This window comes from Streptomyces sp. ISL-99, from assembly GCF_018614005.1.
GTDB lineage: Bacteria > Actinomycetota > Actinomycetes > Streptomycetales > Streptomycetaceae > Streptomyces > Streptomyces flavidovirens.
On the sequence record NZ_JAGGPC010000022.1, the window covers coordinates 283,170 to 300,387 of the forward strand.

Below are 17,218 nucleotides of genomic sequence, written 5' to 3' on the forward strand. Positions count from 1 at the left end.
GCGCTCAGCGGCTGAAGACCTCGAAGGTGACGGCGGGCTTTCCGCCGAAGCGCTCCGCCGCTCGCTGCGCGTTCTGGGTGAGGAACGTGCGGCAGTACGTCTCGGGGTCGTCGTCCGTCAAAGCCTCGATGTACGCACGGTGTTCGAGCAGCGACCGTACGGACCGCTCCAGGCCGGGTCCCGCGTCCACGGCATGGGTGGGCGTCGTGGAGCCCGCGACGGCGACCCAGCGCACGCCGTCCCAGGGCGCGAGCCCCTGCTCGGTGAGCTCGGGGAAGATCCACCGGTTCCCGGCGTCCCCCGCCGCGTCCAGGGTGGCCCGGCCCACCGCCCGGTGGTCGGGCGTGTTCCAGACGACGCCGCCCCACGTGTCGCGGTGGTTGAGGGTGATGACGAGTTCGGGACGGTGCCTGCGGATGGCGGAGGCGATGTCCCGGCGCAGAGCGGTCCCGTACTCGATCACGCCGTCCTTGTAGTCCAGGAACTCGACCGTCGTCACACCGACGACCGCCGCACTGGCCCGCTGCTCCCGCTCGCGCAGCGGGCCGCACTTGTCCGGTTCCAGGCTGTCGATGCCGGCCTCGCCCCGGGTGGCGAGGAGGTACGCCACTTCGCGGCCGCCGTCGGTCCATCCCGCGATGGCTCCGGCGCACCCGTACTCGAGATCGTCCGGGTGCGCCACCACGGCGAGGGCGCGCTGCCAGTCGGAGGGCATCGGCTGAAGCTGCTGAGGCTGCTGTGTCGGCTCGGTCGTCATGCGCGCAGAATAAGCGGCGAAGCATCCGTTCCGGTTCCGCGGCAGGGGTTGCGGCGGTCGATGCCGCGTCAGATGACGCCGCGCGTCACGGTCCGCAGCGGGCGCAGCGCCGGGTCGCACCCCGCGCCCACCCCTCCTACCGTGGCGTACATGATCCGGTTCGAGCAGGTCGGCAAGGTGTACCCGGACGGCACGGCCGCCGTCCACGACCTGTCCTTCGAGGTGGCCGAGGGCGAGCTGGTCACCCTGGTCGGTCCTTCGGGCTGCGGGAAGACGACCACCATGATGATGGTGAACCGCCTGATCGAGCCGACCTCGGGCCGGATCCTCGTGGCCGGTGAGGACATCGCGGCCGTCGACCCGGTCAGGCTGCGCCGCCGTATCGGATACGTCATCCAGCAGGTCGGCCTCTTCCCGCACCGCACCGTTCTTGACAACACGGCCACGGTCCCCTTCCTGACCGGCTGGAAGAAACCGAGGGCCAGGGCGCGGGCGGCGGAGCTGCTCGACCTGGTGGGGCTCGATCCGTCCGTGTACGGGTCGCGCTACCCGGACCAGCTGTCCGGCGGGCAGCGCCAGCGGGTCGGCGTCGCCCGGGCGCTCGCGGCCGATCCGCCGGTGCTCCTGATGGACGAACCGTTCGGCGCGGTCGACCCGGTGGTGCGCGAGCGGCTCCAGGACGAATTCCTCGGACTCCAGGCGACGGTCCGCAAGACGGTTCTGCTGGTCACCCACGACATCGAGGAAGCGGTGCGGATGGGCGACCGTATCGCGGTGTACGGACAGGGGCGCATCGAGCAGTTCGACACGCCGGCCACGGTGCTCGGCGCGCCGGCCACCCCCCGTGTGGCCCAGTTCGTGGGGGCGGACCGGGGCCTGAAGCGACTGTCCGTGACCGAGATCGAGGCCGACGACCTGGAACAGCCGCCGTTCGCCCGCCTGGACGAGCCCGCGCGGAACGCGGCAGCCCGGCTGCGCGCGGACGGCGCCCGGTGGGCGGTGGTGCTCACCGACGAGAACGACCTGCACGGCTGGGTGTCCACCGAAGAGCTGAGCAGCGCGGGCCGTGGCGGCGCCACAGTGGGCGACCTGGCCCACCGGATGGAGGCATGGGTGCCGGTCGGGGCGCCGCTCAAGCATGCCTTCAGCGAGATGCTGCAGTACGACGCGGGATGGGTGGCGGTGCTGGACGGCGCGAGGTTCGTCGGCGTACTCACTCCGGCGAAGCTGCACGAGGCACTGCGCCGCTCGGTCGACGCCGACGCGCAGGGCGTGCCGCGCGGCCAGGTGTCCTTCGACTCGGTCGCGGACGCGTGACCGGACGTCAGCCGCCCGAACGTCGGCCGTCAGCCGTCCGCCGGGATCAGTTTCCTGGACTCCAGGTAGCGCCTGGCGACGTCCTCGGGCAGCCTGCGCCAGCTGTCCACCTGCTCATTGAGGGACGCCAGGTCCTCGGTCGTCAGTACGGTGTTGAGCTGGTTCAGCGCGCGCTTCACACCGGCGGACCCGGCGCGCGACCGGTTGACCACGGGCACGATGTGGTCGGCGTTCTGCAGACGCTTGTCGTCCTCCAGCAGGACCAGCCCGAAGTCGTCGAGGGTCGCGTCCGTCGTCGTGGTGAGGACCATCTGGTCCTGGCCGTTCTGGACGGCCTGTTTCGCCGGGGTGGTGCCGACTCCCTTGGGGTCGACGGCGGTGATGTCGATGCCGTACGTCTTCCTGAGGCCGGGCGCGCAGTAGGGACGCTCGACACACTCGTCGCCCGCCGCGAGGCGCACCGGCTGCCCGGACCTGCCGAGGTCGGAGAGGGTCTTCAGCCGGTGCTTCGCGGCGTACGACGCCGCGACGGCGAAGGCGTTCTGGTCGACGGCGCGGCCCGCGTCGAGGACGCTGAGGCCGCGCGGGGCCGCCAGGGCGCGCAGCGCGGTCATCGTGGCGCCGAGGTCGGGTGAGCCGACGGGCGGGGCGTCGGCGCCGTTGGCCGTGGAGTTGAGCCAGTCGGCGAAGGTGGCGGCGTACTCGGGGACGACGTCGATCTGGCCGTTTTCGAGGGCGGGCTCGTAGAGCTCTCTGTTCGTGACGGACAGGATCGTCGTCTCGTATCCGGCCCGGTCGAGGAGGAGCGCGTACATCCGGGCGAGCAGGTCGCTCTCGGTGAAGCCCGCCGATCCGACGGTCAGCTGCCGGCTGTCGCCCGGCGGCGCGGTGACCTTGCCCCGCTCCTCCAGGGCGGGCCCCGTGGCGCAGGCGGCGAGGGAGACGGTGAGCAGGAACGCGGCGACGCGGACGGCTGTCATGTCGCGCCCCTCCTCGCCCACTGGGGCGCGAGCCACTGCGCGGTCTCGAACACCCCTTCCACCAGCAGCGCGAAGAGGGCGACCAGCACGGCTCCCGCGACCACCTGCGGGGTGCTGGCGAGGTTGAACCCGGCGGTGATGATCCGCCCGAGGCCGCCGCCGCCCGCGAGCGCCGCGATCGTCGCGGTGGCGACGAGCTGCACGGCCGCGACGCGCACCCCGGTGAGGATCAGCGGAAGGGCGAGCGGGACCTCCACGCGCCACAGCAACTGGCCGCCCGTCATGCCCATCCCGCGCGCCGCCCGGACGGTGTCGCGGTCGACGCCGCGCATGCCGACGTACGCGTTGGTGAGCAGCGGCGGTACGGCGAACAGCACCAGCGCGATGATCGTCGGCCACTGGCCGTACCTGCCGACGGGGGTGAGCAGCAGCAGGACGAGGACGGCGAAGGTGGGCACGGCCCGACCGACGTTGGAGATGTTGACGGCGAGCGCGCCGCCCTTGCCGAGATGGCCGAGCACGAGGGCGACGGGCAGCGCGATCAGGCAGCTCAGCAGCAGGCAGACGACGGTGAGGAAGAGGTGCTCGCCGAGCCGGTTCCAGATGCCGCCCTCGCCCGACCAGTTCGCGGCACTGGTCAGCCAGTCCCAGGCAGCGGAGAGGGTGTTCACGCGCGCGCCTCCCGCATCCAGGGGGTGAGCACCCGCTGCACGCCGAGCAGCAGGACGTCGGCGGCGACGGCGATGACAACGCACAGGACGGAGGCGGCGAGGACCTGGGCCTTGAAGTAGGTGTTCATGCCGGAGTAGATGAGGTTGCCCAGGCCGCCGTACCCGACGATCGCGCCGATGGTGACGAGGGAGACCGCGGAGACGGTGGCGATGCGCAGGCCGGCCATGGCGGCGGGGAGCGCGAGGGGCAGCTCGACGGCGAGCAGCAGCCTGACGGGTCCGTAACCCATGCCCCGTGCGGCCTGCCTGGTCTCTTCGGGCACCGCGCGCAGTCCGGCAAGGATGTTGCGTACGAGCAGGGTGAGCGAATAGAGGACGAGCCCCGCGATCACGAGCCAGGCGGACAGCCCGTACACCGGCAGCAGCAGAGAGAACATCGCGAGCGACGGGATCGTGTAGAGGACGGTCGTCACCCCGAGCACGGGGCCCGCCGCCCCGCGCCATCGACGGGCGGCGACGGCGAGGGGGACGGCGAGCACGAGACCGAGGAGGACGGAGACGCCGGTCAGCTGGAGGTGCTGGAGTACGGCGTCCAGGAGGATCTCGCGGCGGGTGGAGAGGTACTCGCCGCAGAGCCACTCATTACGCGCGAGGCAGTCGTCCGGGGGCGCGGTCACCCCTCCATTGCAGCCCGCGGCGGGGCGGTGCCGCGCGTCATGGTGGACTGTTCGGGGACGTTACGCCGCTCCGGGGCGAGGCCTCGCGGCAGGGCGGGAATCTCATGTACCGGGCCGAGGACGGCGCCCCCGGACGCGGTACGCGGTACGCGGTACGCGGGTGGAGCGTCCGGCCCTGGTTCGCGGTCCTCAGCGGCGACGCGTCCGCGCACGCGGGCGTCACCTCCGCACGACTGGTGCGCCCTGCGACGGGTGCTGTCCGCCGTCGCGGCGCGCGCGTCGGGCCGGCCGGGCTCCGGGATTTTGGCGCGTACGCCGTCTGGACCTCTGCCCCGCGCGGGTCCAGTGTGGTGCCTCGTCACCGGACGGGAAGGGGAGAGGCGTGAGGTGCGGACGATTCGCGGTTTTCGCCGCACTGGCGCTGGCCTGGGTGACCGCTTGCTCTGATCCCTCGGACACCACCACCGCCGCCGCTCCCCCGCCCGGCGCACGGACGGCAGCGCCCGTTCCGGCCCCTGCCCCGGAGTCACCGCCGAAGTCGCAGCCACCGCGCGGGAAGTCACGCGTGCTCTACCTCGGGGACTCGCTGGCCATGGAGAGCCGGCGCGTCCTCGCCGACCGCGTCGCCGCCGGGGGGCGGGCGACCGTACACAGCGCGCCGTACTCGGGTACGACGCTGTGCGACTACCTGGAGGGAACGGCGCGCGACTCCCTCGTACCGTCCCGGCACAAGGCGGCCGCCCTGGTCAGGTCGCAGCGGCCGCAGATCGTCGTGCTGCAGTTCTGGGGCAACGCGTGGGCGTACACGCCCTGCATGGACTCGATCCCCCAGGGCGGCGGCTCGCGCTACTACGCGCGGTACGCGGCCGACGCGAAAGCTCTCACGGAGCAGATCGCGGCGGCGGCACGCGGTGCCGGCATTCAACGGCCCAGGATCGTCTGGGTGTTGCAGGCCCCGGACGCCTTCTCGCCGGACCGGGTCCGCCGGGTCAACGGCATCTACCGGGACCAAGCGGACGCCGGCGGGGACACGGTGGCGGACGCCGGCCGGGAGGTGAGCCCGGCGGGCAGCCGCTACACCTGGGCGCAGCGGCTGCCCTGCAACGACGACGAGCGGGCCCGTCCGGGCGACTGCCGCGGCGGACTCACCTCGCTGCACCGGGACGACGACCACCTGCACTTCTGTCTCGCGCCGACCACGAAGACACCACGCCCCTGCCCGGTGCATTCACCGGGCATCGTGCGCTACTGCGAGGCGATCGCCGAGACGGTCGACGCCGTTCTGCGCCGACCGCCTCCCGCGACCGGCCCTCCCGCGACCGGCAGGGACCGGGCCGGACGGGCGGCCGCGCGGTAGGCAGCCGTCGTGGCCTCCGGCTCCCGCTCCCGGCCGGCGAATCCCCTGCTACGGCGCCATCTCGTACGCCCCGGACAGCGCCGCCACGCGCTCCCAGACCCGGGCCGAGCGGGCGTCGTCGACGACCGGGCGCCGGACCGCGTCCAGCGCCCAGCGCTGCTGCTGCCCGGTGGCGGAATCCTTGCCGTACAGCTCGACGGCGTGCGCCGAGAAGTCCCGTACGAGGACGGAGAACAGCTCGTCCAGCACGTCCTCCTCCAGGCCGGTCAGGCGCGCCTGCTCCAGGATCAGCTGGCCGTGGACGACCAGCGCGAAGAGCTGGCCCACCGCGAGCAGGAGGTCCAGGTCGCGGCTCTGCTCCTCGTCGGGGGCGGCGGTCCTGACGAACTCGCACAGGGCGTCCGCCTGCTCGCGGAAGCGGCCGACATTGGGCACGTGGGCGTACGCGTCGTAGGCCGTGCGCCAGTCGTGGAAGCGTACGGAGCCCAGGCCGCGGGCCGGTCCCTGCCGGAAGAGGAAGTCGTCGTCCGCCGCGTCGAGGCGGGTCGGTACGGGCGCGTACTCGGCCGGGTCCAGCAGGTGGTTGCGCATGAACTTGAGGATGAGGGCGAGGTTGACGTGGACCGTGCCCTCCAGCTTCGGCAGCCCCCGGATCTCGACGGCGGCCTGGGCGAAGTAGGTGTCCTTCTCGAAGCCCTTGGCGGCGATGACGTCCCACATCAGGTCGATGACCTTCTCGCCCTCCGTGGTCACCTTCATCTTCGTCATCGGGTTGAAGAGCAGGTAGCGGCGGTCGTCGGGGCCGGCCGAGCGGAAGTAGTCGACCGCGCGGTCGCTGAACAGCTTCATTCCGACGAGGCGGACGTACGCGTCGGTCAGCTCCCGGCGCACGTGTGGGAAAGCGGTGACGGGGCGGCCGTAGAGGACGCGGTTGTGCGCGTGGGTGACGGCCTCGTACATCGCGTGCTCGCAGATGCCGATGGAGGCGGTGCAGAGGTTGAACTTGCCGACGTTGACGGTGTTGAGGGCGGCGTCGAAGGCGGCGCGTCCGGTGTGCAGCACGTCGTCGGCGGCGACCGGGTAGCCGTCGAGACGGAACTCGCTCACGTACTTCGAGGAGTCGACGACGTTCTTCACGAGGTGGTACGCCGGGTGGCGGCTGTCGGCGGCGAAGAAGACGTAACCGTCCGGGCCCTCGACGTCGGTGCGGCGGCCGAAGACGGAGACGAGCCCGGCGGCGTTGCCGTTGCCGATGTAGTACTTCGAGCCGCTGGCCCGGAAGCCGCCGGCACCGTCACTGTCCGGCTCAAGCAGCATGTCGGTGGAGTAGATGTCGGCGCCGTGGGACTTCTCGGACAGGCCGAAGGCGAACACCTCGCCCTGGGCGAGGAGTTCGGCCGCTCGGGCGCGGGCGGCGGCGTTGTCGCTCTGCCAGACCGGGCCGAGGCCGAGGACGGTGACCTGCCACGCGTACCAGTAGTCGAGCCCGTAGAAGCCGAAGATCTCGTTGAGGGCGGCGATCCTGGCGGTGTCCCAGCGCTTGTCCTGCTGCCCGTCGGCGGCGGAGGCCGGGGTGAGGAAGGTCGCGAACAGCCCTTCCTTCGCGGAGAACGCGAGGAAGTCCGCGAGCCAGGCACGGGAGCGGTAGTCCTCTATCAGCTTGCGCTTGCCACGGTCCTCGAACCAGTCGACGGTGGCGCGCAGCAGCCTGCGGGTCTCGGCGTCGAAGTGCGCCGGGTCGTAGGTGCGCGGGTTGAACAGCAGCGGGTCGGCCATGGAAGTCCGCCTTTCCGGGGTGAGGGTTGAAGGGGTGTGCGGTGAGGGGGGCGTGGTGTGCTCGCCGGTGCGCCGGTTCAGTGCTCGCCGCCGAGCCGGTGGAGCGTGGCGAGTACGTCGTCGAGCCAGGCGAGCATCATCCGCTCGTACGCGATGCCGCCGCGCAGCACGACATGCTGGAGCTCCCGGCCGGCGTCGGGCACTCCGCCGGTCTCCGGTCCGGTGAAGTCACGCCGCTCCCCCGCGAGATAGTGCGCGAGCCGGTCGGTGTGCGCCTGGTGGTGCCGCTCGACCTCGCTGATCAGCGCGGCCGGGTCCTCGTCGAAGGCCGCGCCGCGGATCTTCACGGCGAGGTCGTGCCGGACGCTCTCGGGTTCGATCGGCTCGTGCAGCCACTGGGCCAGCGCGGCCCGGCCGGGGGCGGCGACGGAGTACTCCTTCTTGTCCGGCCGGGCCTGCTGCGGCACCTCGCGGACGTCGATCCAGCCGTCGCTCTCCATCCGCTTGAGAACGCGGTAGATCTGCTGGTGGGTGGCGTTCCAGAAGTAACCGATGGACCGCTCGAACCGCCGGGCCAGCTCATAGCCGGAGCCCGGCTTCTCCAGCAGGGAGACGAGAATCGCGTGTTCGAGCGCCATGCCCCGATCCTTCTATGCAACTCGTTGCATAGACAAGCGGCACGGCCAGGGTGAGACACGGTTCACGTCAGCGGTTCACCTCAGCGGGGGGCGGGCCAGGAGTACCGCCACGTCGTCCTGCGCGGGGCGTGCCAGCACCTGTTCGAGGATGCTGTCGCAGAGATCTCCCAGCGGCTGTTCACGGTGGATCAGCGCCCGCGCGAGCTTGTCCATGCCCTCGTCGAGGTCCCTGTCACGGGCCTCGATGAGGCCGTCGGTGTACAGGACCAGCAGACTGCCCGGAGGCAGCGGCACCCGTTGCGTACGGAAGTCCCGCCCTCCCGTCCCCAGGGGCACCCCCGGCGAACCGTCGAGGAACGTGACGTCTCCGCCGGCCGCGGCCACGGCCGGCGGGGGGTGACCGGCCCTGGCGATCACGCACTGGGCGGTTGCCGGGTCGTGGACGGCGTAGACGCAGGTCGCCATTTCGTCCTCCCCCAGGTCGGTCACGACGGCGTCGAGGGAGCGGAGCATCTCCGCAGGGGGGACGTCGTGGCGGGCGAGCGTGCGTACCGCTGTGCGCAACTGTCCCATGACGGCCGCCGCATGGATCCCGTGACCCATCACGTCGCCGATGACGAGTCCGGTTCTTCCCTCCGGCAGTGTGATGACGTCGAACCAGTCGCCGCCGACGTCGTGGTCGCTGGCGGGGAGGTAGCGCCCGGTGAGTTCGAGGCCGGTGACGTCGGGCAGCGCACTGTTGGTCAGGCTGCGCCGCAGGGTGAGGGCCGCTTGCCGCTGGCTGGTGTACATGCGCGCGTTGTCGATGTTCAGCGCGGCGCGCGCGACCAGCTCGTCGATGAGTACACAGTCCTGCTCGTCGAACGGCTCGCGGGTGCGCAGCCGCGTCACCACGACCGCGCCGAGCACCTTGCCGCGGGCGACCAGGGGGATCAGCCGCGCGGAGCCGAGGGTCGTGAGGTACGCACGCAGCCGGTCGGCGCGGGGGTCCCTGATCAGCGCCGGGACGTCGGACTGGTACAGGTTGATGGGGTGTCCGTCGGCGATGACCCGCTCGTACAGCGAGTCGAGCGGAATCTGCGAGGTCGTGCCCGGCACCAGCTTCTCCGTGGGGGCCGACGGATCGGGGAACGCGGCCGCCATCCGGCGGACCACGCCGCGGGTGGACGCGGCGGCCTCGTCCGGTTCCAGGACCTCTTCCAGCAGCTGTACGTCGGCCGAGTCGGCGAGCTGCGGCACGAGCACCTGCACCACCTCCTCGGCGGTCTGCCACAGGTCCAGGGTGGTGCCGATCCGGGTGCCGGCCTCGGCCAGCAGGGCGAAACGGTGCCGGGCCCGTTCGGCCTCGATCTGCGCCTGCTGGCCTTCGGTGATGTCGATCAGGGAGGCGATCAGTCCCAGTCTGCGGCCGGCGTTGTCGAGCAGCGGGGCGTAGGAGCAGGACCAGGTCCGCTCACGGTCGGGGTCGGCCGGGGTCCGGCCGGTCCGGCGGGCGTCGACGACGGGCGTACCGCGGTCCAGGACGTGCCGCATCATCGACTCCAGGGCCGCGGCGTTGACACCGGGCACCACCTCGGTCAGCCGCTTGCCCAGGTGCTCGGCCGCGGAGACACCGTTCATCCGGGCCAGGGCGTCGTTGACCCGCAGGAACCGCAGGTCGGGGCCGAGGGTGGCCAGGCCGATGGGTGACTGGGTGAAGAGGCTCTCCAGGGCCGCCAGCGAGTCCCGCATGCGCAGGACCTCTGAGGTCTCGACGGCGATCAGGAGCGTGCCGGGCCGGCCCTGCGGGTCGGCGGCGGGGACGATCCACATCTCCATCGTCACGTGGTGACCGTCGCGATGCCGTACGGGCAGGGTCCCGACCACGGTCTCGCCCGCCTGGACCCGCCGCGTCAGCTCGTCCGCCAGTTCCCGGTTGGCGTCGGGGACCAGTACGGGTGAGGCGGGGCGGCCGAGGACGTCCTCGGGCTGATGACCGAGCAGGTCGCGGGCGGCGAGCGACCACTCCACGATGCGACCGTCCGCGTCCTCGCGCCACAGCGCGATCGGAAGCAGTTCGCGGAGCACGCCCGCGTACCCGACCACGCCCGGAGGCTGCCCCGGCACCTCGCCCGCCGACTGGTATGTGTCCAATGCATCGACCTAACCCCGGGAGGGCGCATTTCCTACTGAAACACCTTATCCGAGGCATCGATCCGGGGCCTTCTCCCGCTCCGGAGCGACCGGGCCGCCCGGCCCCACCGATGCTCCGCCGGACGCCGCTACGCTCTTCCTGACTCCGGCCCAAGTCACCGCCCGGCGCGCGGCAGGTCCGCGGGGCCTGGTGAAGGCAAGTCCCGACGACAAGGAGTACGACGCGTGTCCCCTCTCTTTCCGGCCCTGGCCGCGGGCTCGAACCGTCAGGCACTGTGCTTCGGCGACCGCTCGCTGACCCATGCCGAACTGGCCACCGCCGCCGGCGCGCTGGCCGGCCGGCTCCGCGGGGCCGGCCGCGTCGCGGTCTGGGCCACGCCCACCCTGGAGACCGCTGTCGGCGTGGTCGCCGCGCTGCTCGCCGGCGTACCGGCCGTACCCCTGAACCCGAAGACCGGCGAGCGCGAGCTGGAGCACATCGTCTCCGACAGCGCGCCGTCACTGGTACTGGCCGCACCGGGTGACGCACTTCCGCCGGTGCCGGCCGCGCTGGAGCGCGTCGACGTCGACGTACGGGCGACGGGGTCCGTGGCACTCCCGCCGGAGCCGCCCGCCGAGTCCCCCGCCCTGATCGTCTACACCTCCGGCACCACCGGGCCGCCGAAGGGCGCTGTCCTGCCTCGCCGGGCGATCACGTCCTCCCTGGACGCGCTGGCCGACGCCTGGCAGTGGACCGCGGACGACGTACTCGTCCACGCACTGCCTCTCTTCCACGTACACGGACTGATCCTGGGCGTCCTGGGCCCGCTGCGACGCGGCGGCGCCGTCCACCATCTGGGCCGCTTCGCAACGGACGCCGTGGCCCGCGAACTGGCCGCCCACGGCACGATGCTCTTCGGCGTCCCGACCATGTACCACCGCATCGCCGAAGCACTCCCCGACGACCCGGCGCTCGCCAAGGCCCTGTCCGGTGCGCGTCTGCTGGTCTCCGGGTCCGCCGCGCTGCCTGTGCACGACCATGAGCGCATCGCCGCCGCGACCGGACGACGCGTCATCGAGCGGTACGGCATGACGGAAACCCTGATGAACACGAGTGTCCGCGCCGACGGCGAGCCCAGGCCGGGCACGGTCGGCGTGCCGCTCGGCGGCGTGGAACTGCGGCTGGTCGAGGAGTCCGGCGAGGAGATCACGGCGTACGACAGCGAGACCGTCGGTGAGATCCAGGTGCGTGGGACGAACCTGTTCACCGAGTACCTGAACCGGCCGGACGCGACCGCCGCGGCGTTCGACGGCGACTGGTTCCGCACCGGCGACGTGGCGACGCGCGATCCTGACGGTTATGTACGCATCGTCGGCCGCAAGGCCACCGACCTCATCAAGAGCGGCGGCTACAAGATCGGCGCGGGCGAGATCGAGAACGCGCTCCTCGATCATCCCGGAGTGCGGGAGGCGGCGGTCACCGGGGAGCCGGACGCCGACCTGGGCGAGCGGATCGTCGCCTGGATCGTGCCGGCGGACGCGGAACGCCCGCCCACGGCAGACGAGTTGGCCCGGCACGTGGCAGGTCAGCTGTCACCGCACAAGCGGCCCCGCGAGGTGCGGCTGCTCGGCGCGCTGCCGCGCAACGACATGGGCAAGATCGTGAAGCGGGCGCTGCATGGCTGACATCTGGACGGCCCGAGAAGCGATCGCCGCGGTGGTGGACGGGGGACGCTTCACCGAACTGCCCGACGCAGCGCCAGAGGTACCTCACAGAACGGACGCGTCCGGTGAATCCGACGGTCCGATCGGCTGGCCGGGCTACGGGCAGTCGCTGGCCCGCGCCGAGGAGCACACCGGCGAACGGGAGTCCGTCGTCTGCGGGACGGGTTCGATCGGCGGCACGGACGTGGTCGTCGTCTCCTTCGAGTTCGGGTTCCTCGGGGGCTCCCTCGGGGAGCGCACCGGGGACCGCCTGGAGGCGGCGTACACCGTGGCCCGCGAGCGGCGTCGCCCGCTCGTCTCGCTCATCGCCACCGGCGGCAGCCGCATGCAGGAGGGCATGCGCGCGCTGGCCCAACTGCAGCGGGTGGCCCGCCAGTCCGCCCTGCTGCGCGGCTCGGGAGTGCCGCAGCTGGCCGTCCTGCGCGACCCCACGACGGGCGGCGGGTGGGCGACGCTCGGTGCGGGCGCGGACGTGATCCTGGCCCTGCCCGGTGCACAGGTCGGCTTCGCCGGGTCGAGGGTACGGCCGCCGGGTGCCCATCCGGGGGCGTACACCGCCGAGGGGCAGTTGGCAGCGGGGCAGATCGACGCGGTCGTACGTCGCGAGGACGTACGGGATTCACTCGCCCAGTGGCTGCGCCACCTGACCGCGGCGCCCTGGGACGGGCCGCCCGAGCCCCCCGGCTCGCTCGCCCCGTACGCGAACCACTCGCACACCCCGACCGGCTGGGAGACGGTGCTGCGGGCCCGCTCCCCCGAGCGCCCGCGCGCCGACGCGTACCTCACGGCGTACTTCGACCGCGTCCAGGAGATCAGCGGCGACCGCTGCGGGGGCACGGACCCGGGCATGCGCTGCGGTTTCGGGCTGCGCCGCGGCCGCTCCATCGCGTACGCCGCCCAGTGCGGCACCGCCACGCTCCCCGCGGGCTACCGCACGGCCGCCCGCCTCGTCCGCCTCGCCGGCCGGCTGGGCGTCCCCGTGCTCACCCTCATCGACACACCGGGCGCGGCCAACGACGCCGAAGCCGAACGAGCGGGGGCGGGCGCCGCCATCGCGGACCTCTTCGGCGCGATGGCCACCGTGCGCGTACCGGCCACCACACTCCTCATCGGCGAGGGCGGATCCGGCGGCGCGCTCGCCCTGGCCGCACCCGGCAACCTCTGGGCCACGCACGACAGCTACTTCTCCGTGATCGCCCCGGAGGCGGCGGCAGCCATCCTCAAACGCGCCCCGGACCGGATCCCGGAAACCGCCGGCCAACTGCGCCTGGGCCCCTGGGACCTGGTGGATCTGGGCATCGCCCGCGGGGTGGTGAGCTGACCGCCCAGAGGGCGGCCGGTCCGCTACGTCTTCCCCCGCGTCACAGAGCGGTGTCGCGGGCTGCGGCCCTTTCGGCCGGCTGCCCCGCCGCGGCCAGGGCGATGTTGCGGGCCATGCCGCCGAAGACGACGGCGTGGAACGGCGAGACGCCCCACCAGTACGCGTGCCCGAGCAGACCATGGGGATGGAACAAGGCCCGCTGCCGGTAGCGGGTGCGGCCGGCCTCGTCCTGGTCGGCGTACATCTCCAGCCAGGCAAGGCCCGGCAACCGCATCTCCGCCCGCAACCGGAGCAGCCGGCCCCGCTCGATCTCCTCGACCCTCCAGAAGTCGAGCGAGTCCCCTACACGCAGCCGGTGGGCGTCGCGCCGGCCGCGCCTGAGCCCGACACCGCCGACCAGCCGGTCGGCCCAGCCGCGCACCGCCCACGCCAGGGGGAAGGAGTACCAGCCGTTCTCGCCGCCCACACTCTCGATCACCCGCCACAGGGCCTGCGGCGTGGCGTCGACGGTCAGCTCCCGCCGGTCGGTGTAGAGGCTGCCGCCGGCCCAGTCGGGGTCCGTGGGCAGGGGGTCGCTGGGGGCGCCGGGTACCGATGCCGACGACCAGCGGGTGGTGACACGGGCCTCCTGGACCCGCTGGAGCGCCAGGGTGAGCGCCGTGTCGACGCCGATCGGGCAGCCGGGCGGATCGGGGACGTACGAGGCGATGTCGTGTTCGTCGCAGACGACTTCGTGACGCAGGGACTCGGCGAGCGGACGGGCGATCTGGTGGGGCACCGGTGTGACCAGGCCGACCCAGTAGCTGGACAGCCTCGGGGTCAGGACCGGCACGGGCAGGATGAGGCGCCTGGGCAGTCCCGCCACCGCCGCGTACCTGCGCATCATGTCCAGGTACGTGACGACGTCCTCGCCGCCGATGTCGAACGCGCGGTTCACGTCGCCGGGCATGCCCGCGCTGCCGACCAGGTAACGCAGGACGTCCCGCACGGCGATCGGCTGGATACGTGTACGCACCCAGCTGGGTGTGACCATGACCGGAAGGCGCTCTGTGAGGTAGCGGAGCATCTCGAAGGAGGCGGAGCCGGAACCGATGATGACCGCCGCGCGCAGTACGGTCGTCGCCACCCCCGACCGCAACAGGACCGCGCCCACTTCGCCGCGCGAGCGCAGATGCGGCGACAGCTCGTGTTCCGGCACGTCGCGCGGCGTCAGCCCGCCCAGGTAGACGATGCGCCGCACGCCTGCCGCTCGGGCCTGCTCGCCGAAGATCTCGGCGGCCCGGCGGTCGGTCCGCTCGAAACCGGCGCCGGTACCGAGGGCGTGGACCAGGTAGTACGCGACATCAACGCCTCGCATCGCCTCGCGTACTGAATCCTCGTCGGTGACATCGCCGCGCACCACTTCGACACGGCCCGCCCAGGGGTGGTCGCGCAGTCTGCCCGGGGAACGGGCCAGGCAGCGCACCTGGTACCCGGCGTCGAGCAGTTCGGGGACGAGCCGGCCACCGATGTAGCCGGTGGCGCCGGTGACCAGGCAGCGAAGCCGCGGTGTTCCGTCCACGTGCGTCATGGGGCGCCTCCGTCTCGACCGGCGTTCGTTCGCGGCGTCCGGTCGCCGCCGTTCCCCGCCGCTCCCCCACTGCACATCTTCGCCCCGCGGTGGTGCGCGCGGGCGCGGCGGACACCGCCCTGTGGGCCGATCGGGTGACTGGTGGCCGGAGCGAGGCCTGAGCGGTGAGCGGAACAGCCTCAGCCGATCGGTGCGTACAACACCCCCAGCTTGTCGATCTCGCCTCCCGAGCGGCCCGTGAAGCCGACGATCTGCCAGCCGGCGGGGGCTGTGTGGGTCATGGTGTCCGTGGTGGCCGGACCGGCTTTCACGGTGCGGGACTTGTCCGTCCTGAAGGCGGCCGAGAAGAGGCGGGTACGGCCGTCCTTCTGCCCGCGCGTGAGTGTCACCGAGGTGAGGTGTTCGTCCGGGGCGAGGGTCAGGGACGCGGCGGCGCCGCCCGTGCCGCCGTGAGTCAGCGACGTACCGTCGTCGTGTGTGAGTGCGACCGCGTCGAGGCGTGAGGCACCGCGGAGCGTCAGCGTGCGGGGTGAGACGGGCGACGGGAGGTCGTCCGCGTCGTTGAACGCCGTGCCGTGCGGGCCACCGAAGAAGTCGCCGGCCCGGAGCGCCGGGTGCAGCGTCCAGGAGAAGTCGACGGCGTGCGGGAAGTGGTCGGAGAGGTTGCCGCCCTTGGAGTCGAGGAAGGACGCCCACTCGTTGTTGTAGCGGGTGGCTGAGAGGTTGACCAGGTCGCTGCCGCGGTAGAGGACCTTGTCCACCACCTCGCACTCGTTCGTCGGGGCCGTCTTGGGGCAGACGATCGGTTCGCTTCCCTGTGCCGGGGCGCTGCCGCCGCGGGCGAGCTGGACCCAGGCGTCGGTCAGGCCGTTCTCGGTCGCCAGTGTGCGGATGTTGTCCCCGGAGCGCGTGTAGCGGGTGTTGGTGTCGCCCATGACGATCACCGCGTTGCCGGCCGAGTTCGCCTGGATGAAGTCGGAGAGCTGTTCGATGTTGGCGCGGCGGGCGGCCAGCGCCGCGTCCGTCACGTCCGCGTTCGTGTGGACGTTGTAGAGGTCCACGAACACGCCCTCGGCCAGCCGGACCCGGGCCAGGGCGAAGCCTTTCGGGGTCAGGCAGTCGGTGCCCGTACAGTCGCGCCAGTCGACCCGCTCGAAGTCCTCGAAGGCGTAGTCGGAGAGGGTGTTGAGGCCGTCACCGATGCCGGCGCCGCCACTCGTCGCGGTGCGGTACGGGTGTTTGTCGCCCGCGTACAGCGCCGCGTGGTAGTTGAAGTCCTCCTGGACGTTGACGATGTCGTACGCCGCGAGACGCGGGGAGATCAGCGGGGTGTTGGTCTCCGGATTGCCGGAGCTCAGCCCCTGCGGAAGGCCCGCGACGTTGTACGTGAGGACGTTGAAGGTGCCTGACGTGTCGGCGGCAGACGCGGGCGCCGTGCCCGTGGTGGCGAGCCCGGCGAGGGCGAGGGCGCCTGCCACGAGGGTGCCAATGAGTCTTCTCATGGGGCGGGAGTCTCCAGACGCGAAGCGGAGGAAGATCGACGGCGCGCAGGATGGTGCAGCAACTCCCTTTCCCAGAAGGCACCTTGGGAAACTGTGGATGGTGGGAGCGCGTCGAGTCTCGGCTTCACGCGGCCGCACAGGCGGCGCCGGACACACGGGGCCGGCGTCCCGGGCCCATGGGCGACAGGCTCAGTCCTTCTCCGGGTCCTCGACCTGGTACGTCTTGGTCCAGGCAGCCCCGCACCGGCAGCCGAACTGCTCGATCAGCTCGCCCTCGTCGGAGACCGACATTCCTTGATTGATGCGGACGTGTACATGCTGCTTGCTCATGGGGACCACTCTTCGTCGCGGACGCATGTCCGGCAGGATCGTCCCTCATGGTGGGCATATGTCGCGCAATGCACCAATGACTCAGGTCACACTCTGCGCCTTCGCTGCCCTCAGAGGGCACGACGATCACTAACGGCCCGATGACGGGGCGGTTGCGGATCGACCACTGGGCGCTTCCGGTGGCCGGCGCCGGACGTTGGACCGGGCATGGAGATTTTCAGTAGCGAACCGATGCCGGCGCCCCAGACCTCGCCGCTCGGCGCGTACTGGCTGAACTCGCCACCGCACGCGAGAAACGGCTGCCCGCGGTGTCTGCGAATGGGCAGGGCCGGGGGGCAAAACACCCACGTCACCGCCGCGACCGGACCGCCCGCCCACCGCACCGCCCCGCAGACGTCGCCGAAGTCCGCGGCCGGTCGGCTGGCGGTGCCGGCGCGGATGGTGATAGTCGCCGTCGCCGTTTGCACAGTTCTTTCAGCGATGCT

Annotated in this window: 14 protein-coding genes; 4 read left to right on the forward strand and 10 right to left on the reverse strand. The window is 71.9% G+C overall.

The window, feature by feature from the left end:
* Positions 1–4: 4 nt before the first annotated feature.
* Positions 5–757, reverse strand: a complete 753-nt coding sequence (locus J7E91_RS14230; protein ID WP_214903207.1) for a PIG-L deacetylase family protein — start codon at positions 755–757, stop codon at positions 5–7.
* A 150-nt stretch (positions 758–907) separates the two neighbouring features.
* Here J7E91_RS14230 and J7E91_RS14235 point away from each other — a divergent pair, with 150 nt between their 5' ends.
* Positions 908–2,074, forward strand: a complete 1,167-nt coding sequence (locus J7E91_RS14235) for an ABC transporter ATP-binding protein (protein WP_214903210.1) — start codon at positions 908–910, stop codon at positions 2,072–2,074.
* A 29-nt stretch (positions 2,075–2,103) separates the two neighbouring features.
* On the opposite strand, the gene J7E91_RS14240 is transcribed toward J7E91_RS14235, so the two are convergent.
* Genes J7E91_RS14240 through J7E91_RS14250 form a run of 3 tightly spaced genes read right to left on the reverse strand, consistent with a single transcriptional unit; the run spans position 2,104 to position 4,402 of the window.
* On the reverse strand, positions 2,104–3,054 hold the full coding sequence (locus tag J7E91_RS14240) for an ABC transporter substrate-binding protein (protein WP_214903226.1): 951 nt from the start codon (positions 3,052–3,054) through the stop codon (positions 2,104–2,106).
* Positions 3,051–3,725 carry an ABC transporter permease gene (locus J7E91_RS14245; RefSeq protein WP_214903242.1) on the reverse strand — a complete coding sequence of 225 codons (675 nt, stop codon included), beginning with the start codon at positions 3,723–3,725 and terminating at the stop codon, positions 3,051–3,053. Before J7E91_RS14245 ends, J7E91_RS14240 begins: the two co-directional genes overlap by 4 nt.
* Positions 3,722–4,402, reverse strand: coding sequence for an ABC transporter permease (locus J7E91_RS14250; RefSeq protein WP_214903245.1), 681 nt, complete (start codon positions 4,400–4,402; stop codon positions 3,722–3,724). Before J7E91_RS14250 ends, J7E91_RS14245 begins: the two co-directional genes overlap by 4 nt.
* Positions 4,403–4,967: 565 nt before the next feature.
* On the opposite strand from J7E91_RS14250, the gene J7E91_RS14255 reads away from it, so the two are divergent.
* Positions 4,968–5,759 (forward strand): SGNH/GDSL hydrolase family protein, encoded by a 792-nt coding sequence (locus J7E91_RS14255; RefSeq protein ID WP_214903247.1) that lies wholly within the window; start codon positions 4,968–4,970, stop codon positions 5,757–5,759.
* 48 nt (positions 5,760–5,807) lie between these two features.
* Here the strand turns inward: J7E91_RS14255 and J7E91_RS14260 are convergent, their stop codons facing one another.
* The 3 genes from J7E91_RS14260 to J7E91_RS14270 all read right to left on the reverse strand — a co-directional run bounded on the left by J7E91_RS14260 (position 5,808) and on the right by J7E91_RS14270 (position 10,306).
* Positions 5,808–7,535: an acyl-CoA dehydrogenase family protein gene (locus J7E91_RS14260; protein ID WP_214903250.1), complete on the reverse strand. Its 1,728-nt coding sequence runs from the start codon at positions 7,533–7,535 to the stop codon at positions 5,808–5,810.
* A gap of 77 nt (positions 7,536–7,612) precedes the next feature.
* Positions 7,613–8,173 carry a PadR family transcriptional regulator gene (locus J7E91_RS14265; RefSeq protein WP_214903253.1) on the reverse strand — a complete coding sequence of 187 codons (561 nt, stop codon included), beginning with the start codon at positions 8,171–8,173 and terminating at the stop codon, positions 7,613–7,615.
* 75 nt (positions 8,174–8,248) lie between these two features.
* Positions 8,249–10,306 carry a SpoIIE family protein phosphatase gene (locus J7E91_RS14270; RefSeq protein WP_214903255.1) on the reverse strand — a complete coding sequence of 686 codons (2,058 nt, stop codon included), beginning with the start codon at positions 10,304–10,306 and terminating at the stop codon, positions 8,249–8,251.
* A gap of 225 nt (positions 10,307–10,531) precedes the next feature.
* Here J7E91_RS14270 and J7E91_RS14275 point away from each other — a divergent pair, with 225 nt between their 5' ends.
* Complete coding sequence (locus J7E91_RS14275) at positions 10,532–11,971, forward strand: acyl-CoA synthetase (protein WP_214903258.1); 1,440 nt, start codon at positions 10,532–10,534, stop codon at positions 11,969–11,971.
* Positions 11,964–13,331: a carboxyl transferase domain-containing protein gene (locus tag J7E91_RS14280; protein ID WP_214903262.1), complete on the forward strand. Its 1,368-nt coding sequence runs from the start codon at positions 11,964–11,966 to the stop codon at positions 13,329–13,331. The genes J7E91_RS14275 and J7E91_RS14280 overlap by 8 nt, the downstream gene beginning before the upstream one ends.
* Before the next feature lie 40 nt (positions 13,332–13,371).
* On the opposite strand, the gene J7E91_RS14285 is transcribed toward J7E91_RS14280, so the two are convergent.
* From J7E91_RS14285 to J7E91_RS14295, 3 genes are all read right to left on the reverse strand, one after another.
* Positions 13,372–14,901, reverse strand: coding sequence for an SDR family oxidoreductase (locus tag J7E91_RS14285; RefSeq protein ID WP_214903266.1), 1,530 nt, complete (start codon positions 14,899–14,901; stop codon positions 13,372–13,374).
* A 179-nt stretch (positions 14,902–15,080) separates the two neighbouring features.
* Positions 15,081–16,403: a jacalin-like lectin gene (locus J7E91_RS14290; protein ID WP_214903269.1), complete on the reverse strand. Its 1,323-nt coding sequence runs from the start codon at positions 16,401–16,403 to the stop codon at positions 15,081–15,083.
* Between the two features lie 189 nt (positions 16,404–16,592).
* The gene (locus J7E91_RS14295; RefSeq protein WP_214903272.1) at positions 16,593–16,733 is read right to left on the reverse strand and encodes a hypothetical protein; all 141 of its coding nucleotides are present in this window, start codon (positions 16,731–16,733) and stop codon (positions 16,593–16,595) included.
* Between the last annotated feature and the right edge of the window lie 485 nt (positions 16,734–17,218).

What these genes read in the sequence shown, in the direction of transcription:
- J7E91_RS14230 (WP_214903207.1), bottom strand. Translation starts at nt 757, where the DNA reads ATGACGACCGAGCCGACACAGCAGCCTCAGCAGCTTCAGCCGATGCCC.
- J7E91_RS14235 (WP_214903210.1), top strand. Translation starts at nt 908, where the DNA reads ATGATCCGGTTCGAGCAGGTCGGCAAGGTGTACCCGGACGGCACGGCC.
- J7E91_RS14240 (WP_214903226.1), bottom strand. Translation starts at nt 3,054, where the DNA reads ATGACAGCCGTCCGCGTCGCCGCGTTCCTGCTCACCGTCTCCCTCGCC.
- J7E91_RS14260 (WP_214903250.1), bottom strand. Translation starts at nt 7,535, where the DNA reads ATGGCCGACCCGCTGCTGTTCAACCCGCGCACCTACGACCCGGCGCAC.
- J7E91_RS14265 (WP_214903253.1), bottom strand. Translation starts at nt 8,173, where the DNA reads ATGGCGCTCGAACACGCGATTCTCGTCTCCCTGCTGGAGAAGCCGGGC.
- J7E91_RS14280 (WP_214903262.1), top strand. Translation starts at nt 11,964, where the DNA reads ATGGCTGACATCTGGACGGCCCGAGAAGCGATCGCCGCGGTGGTGGAC.
- J7E91_RS14285 (WP_214903266.1), bottom strand. Translation starts at nt 14,901, where the DNA reads ATGACGCACGTGGACGGAACACCGCGGCTTCGCTGCCTGGTCACCGGC.
- J7E91_RS14290 (WP_214903269.1), bottom strand. Translation starts at nt 16,403, where the DNA reads ATGAGAAGACTCATTGGCACCCTCGTGGCAGGCGCCCTCGCCCTCGCC.
- J7E91_RS14295 (WP_214903272.1), bottom strand. Translation starts at nt 16,733, where the DNA reads ATGAGCAAGCAGCATGTACACGTCCGCATCAATCAAGGAATGTCGGTC.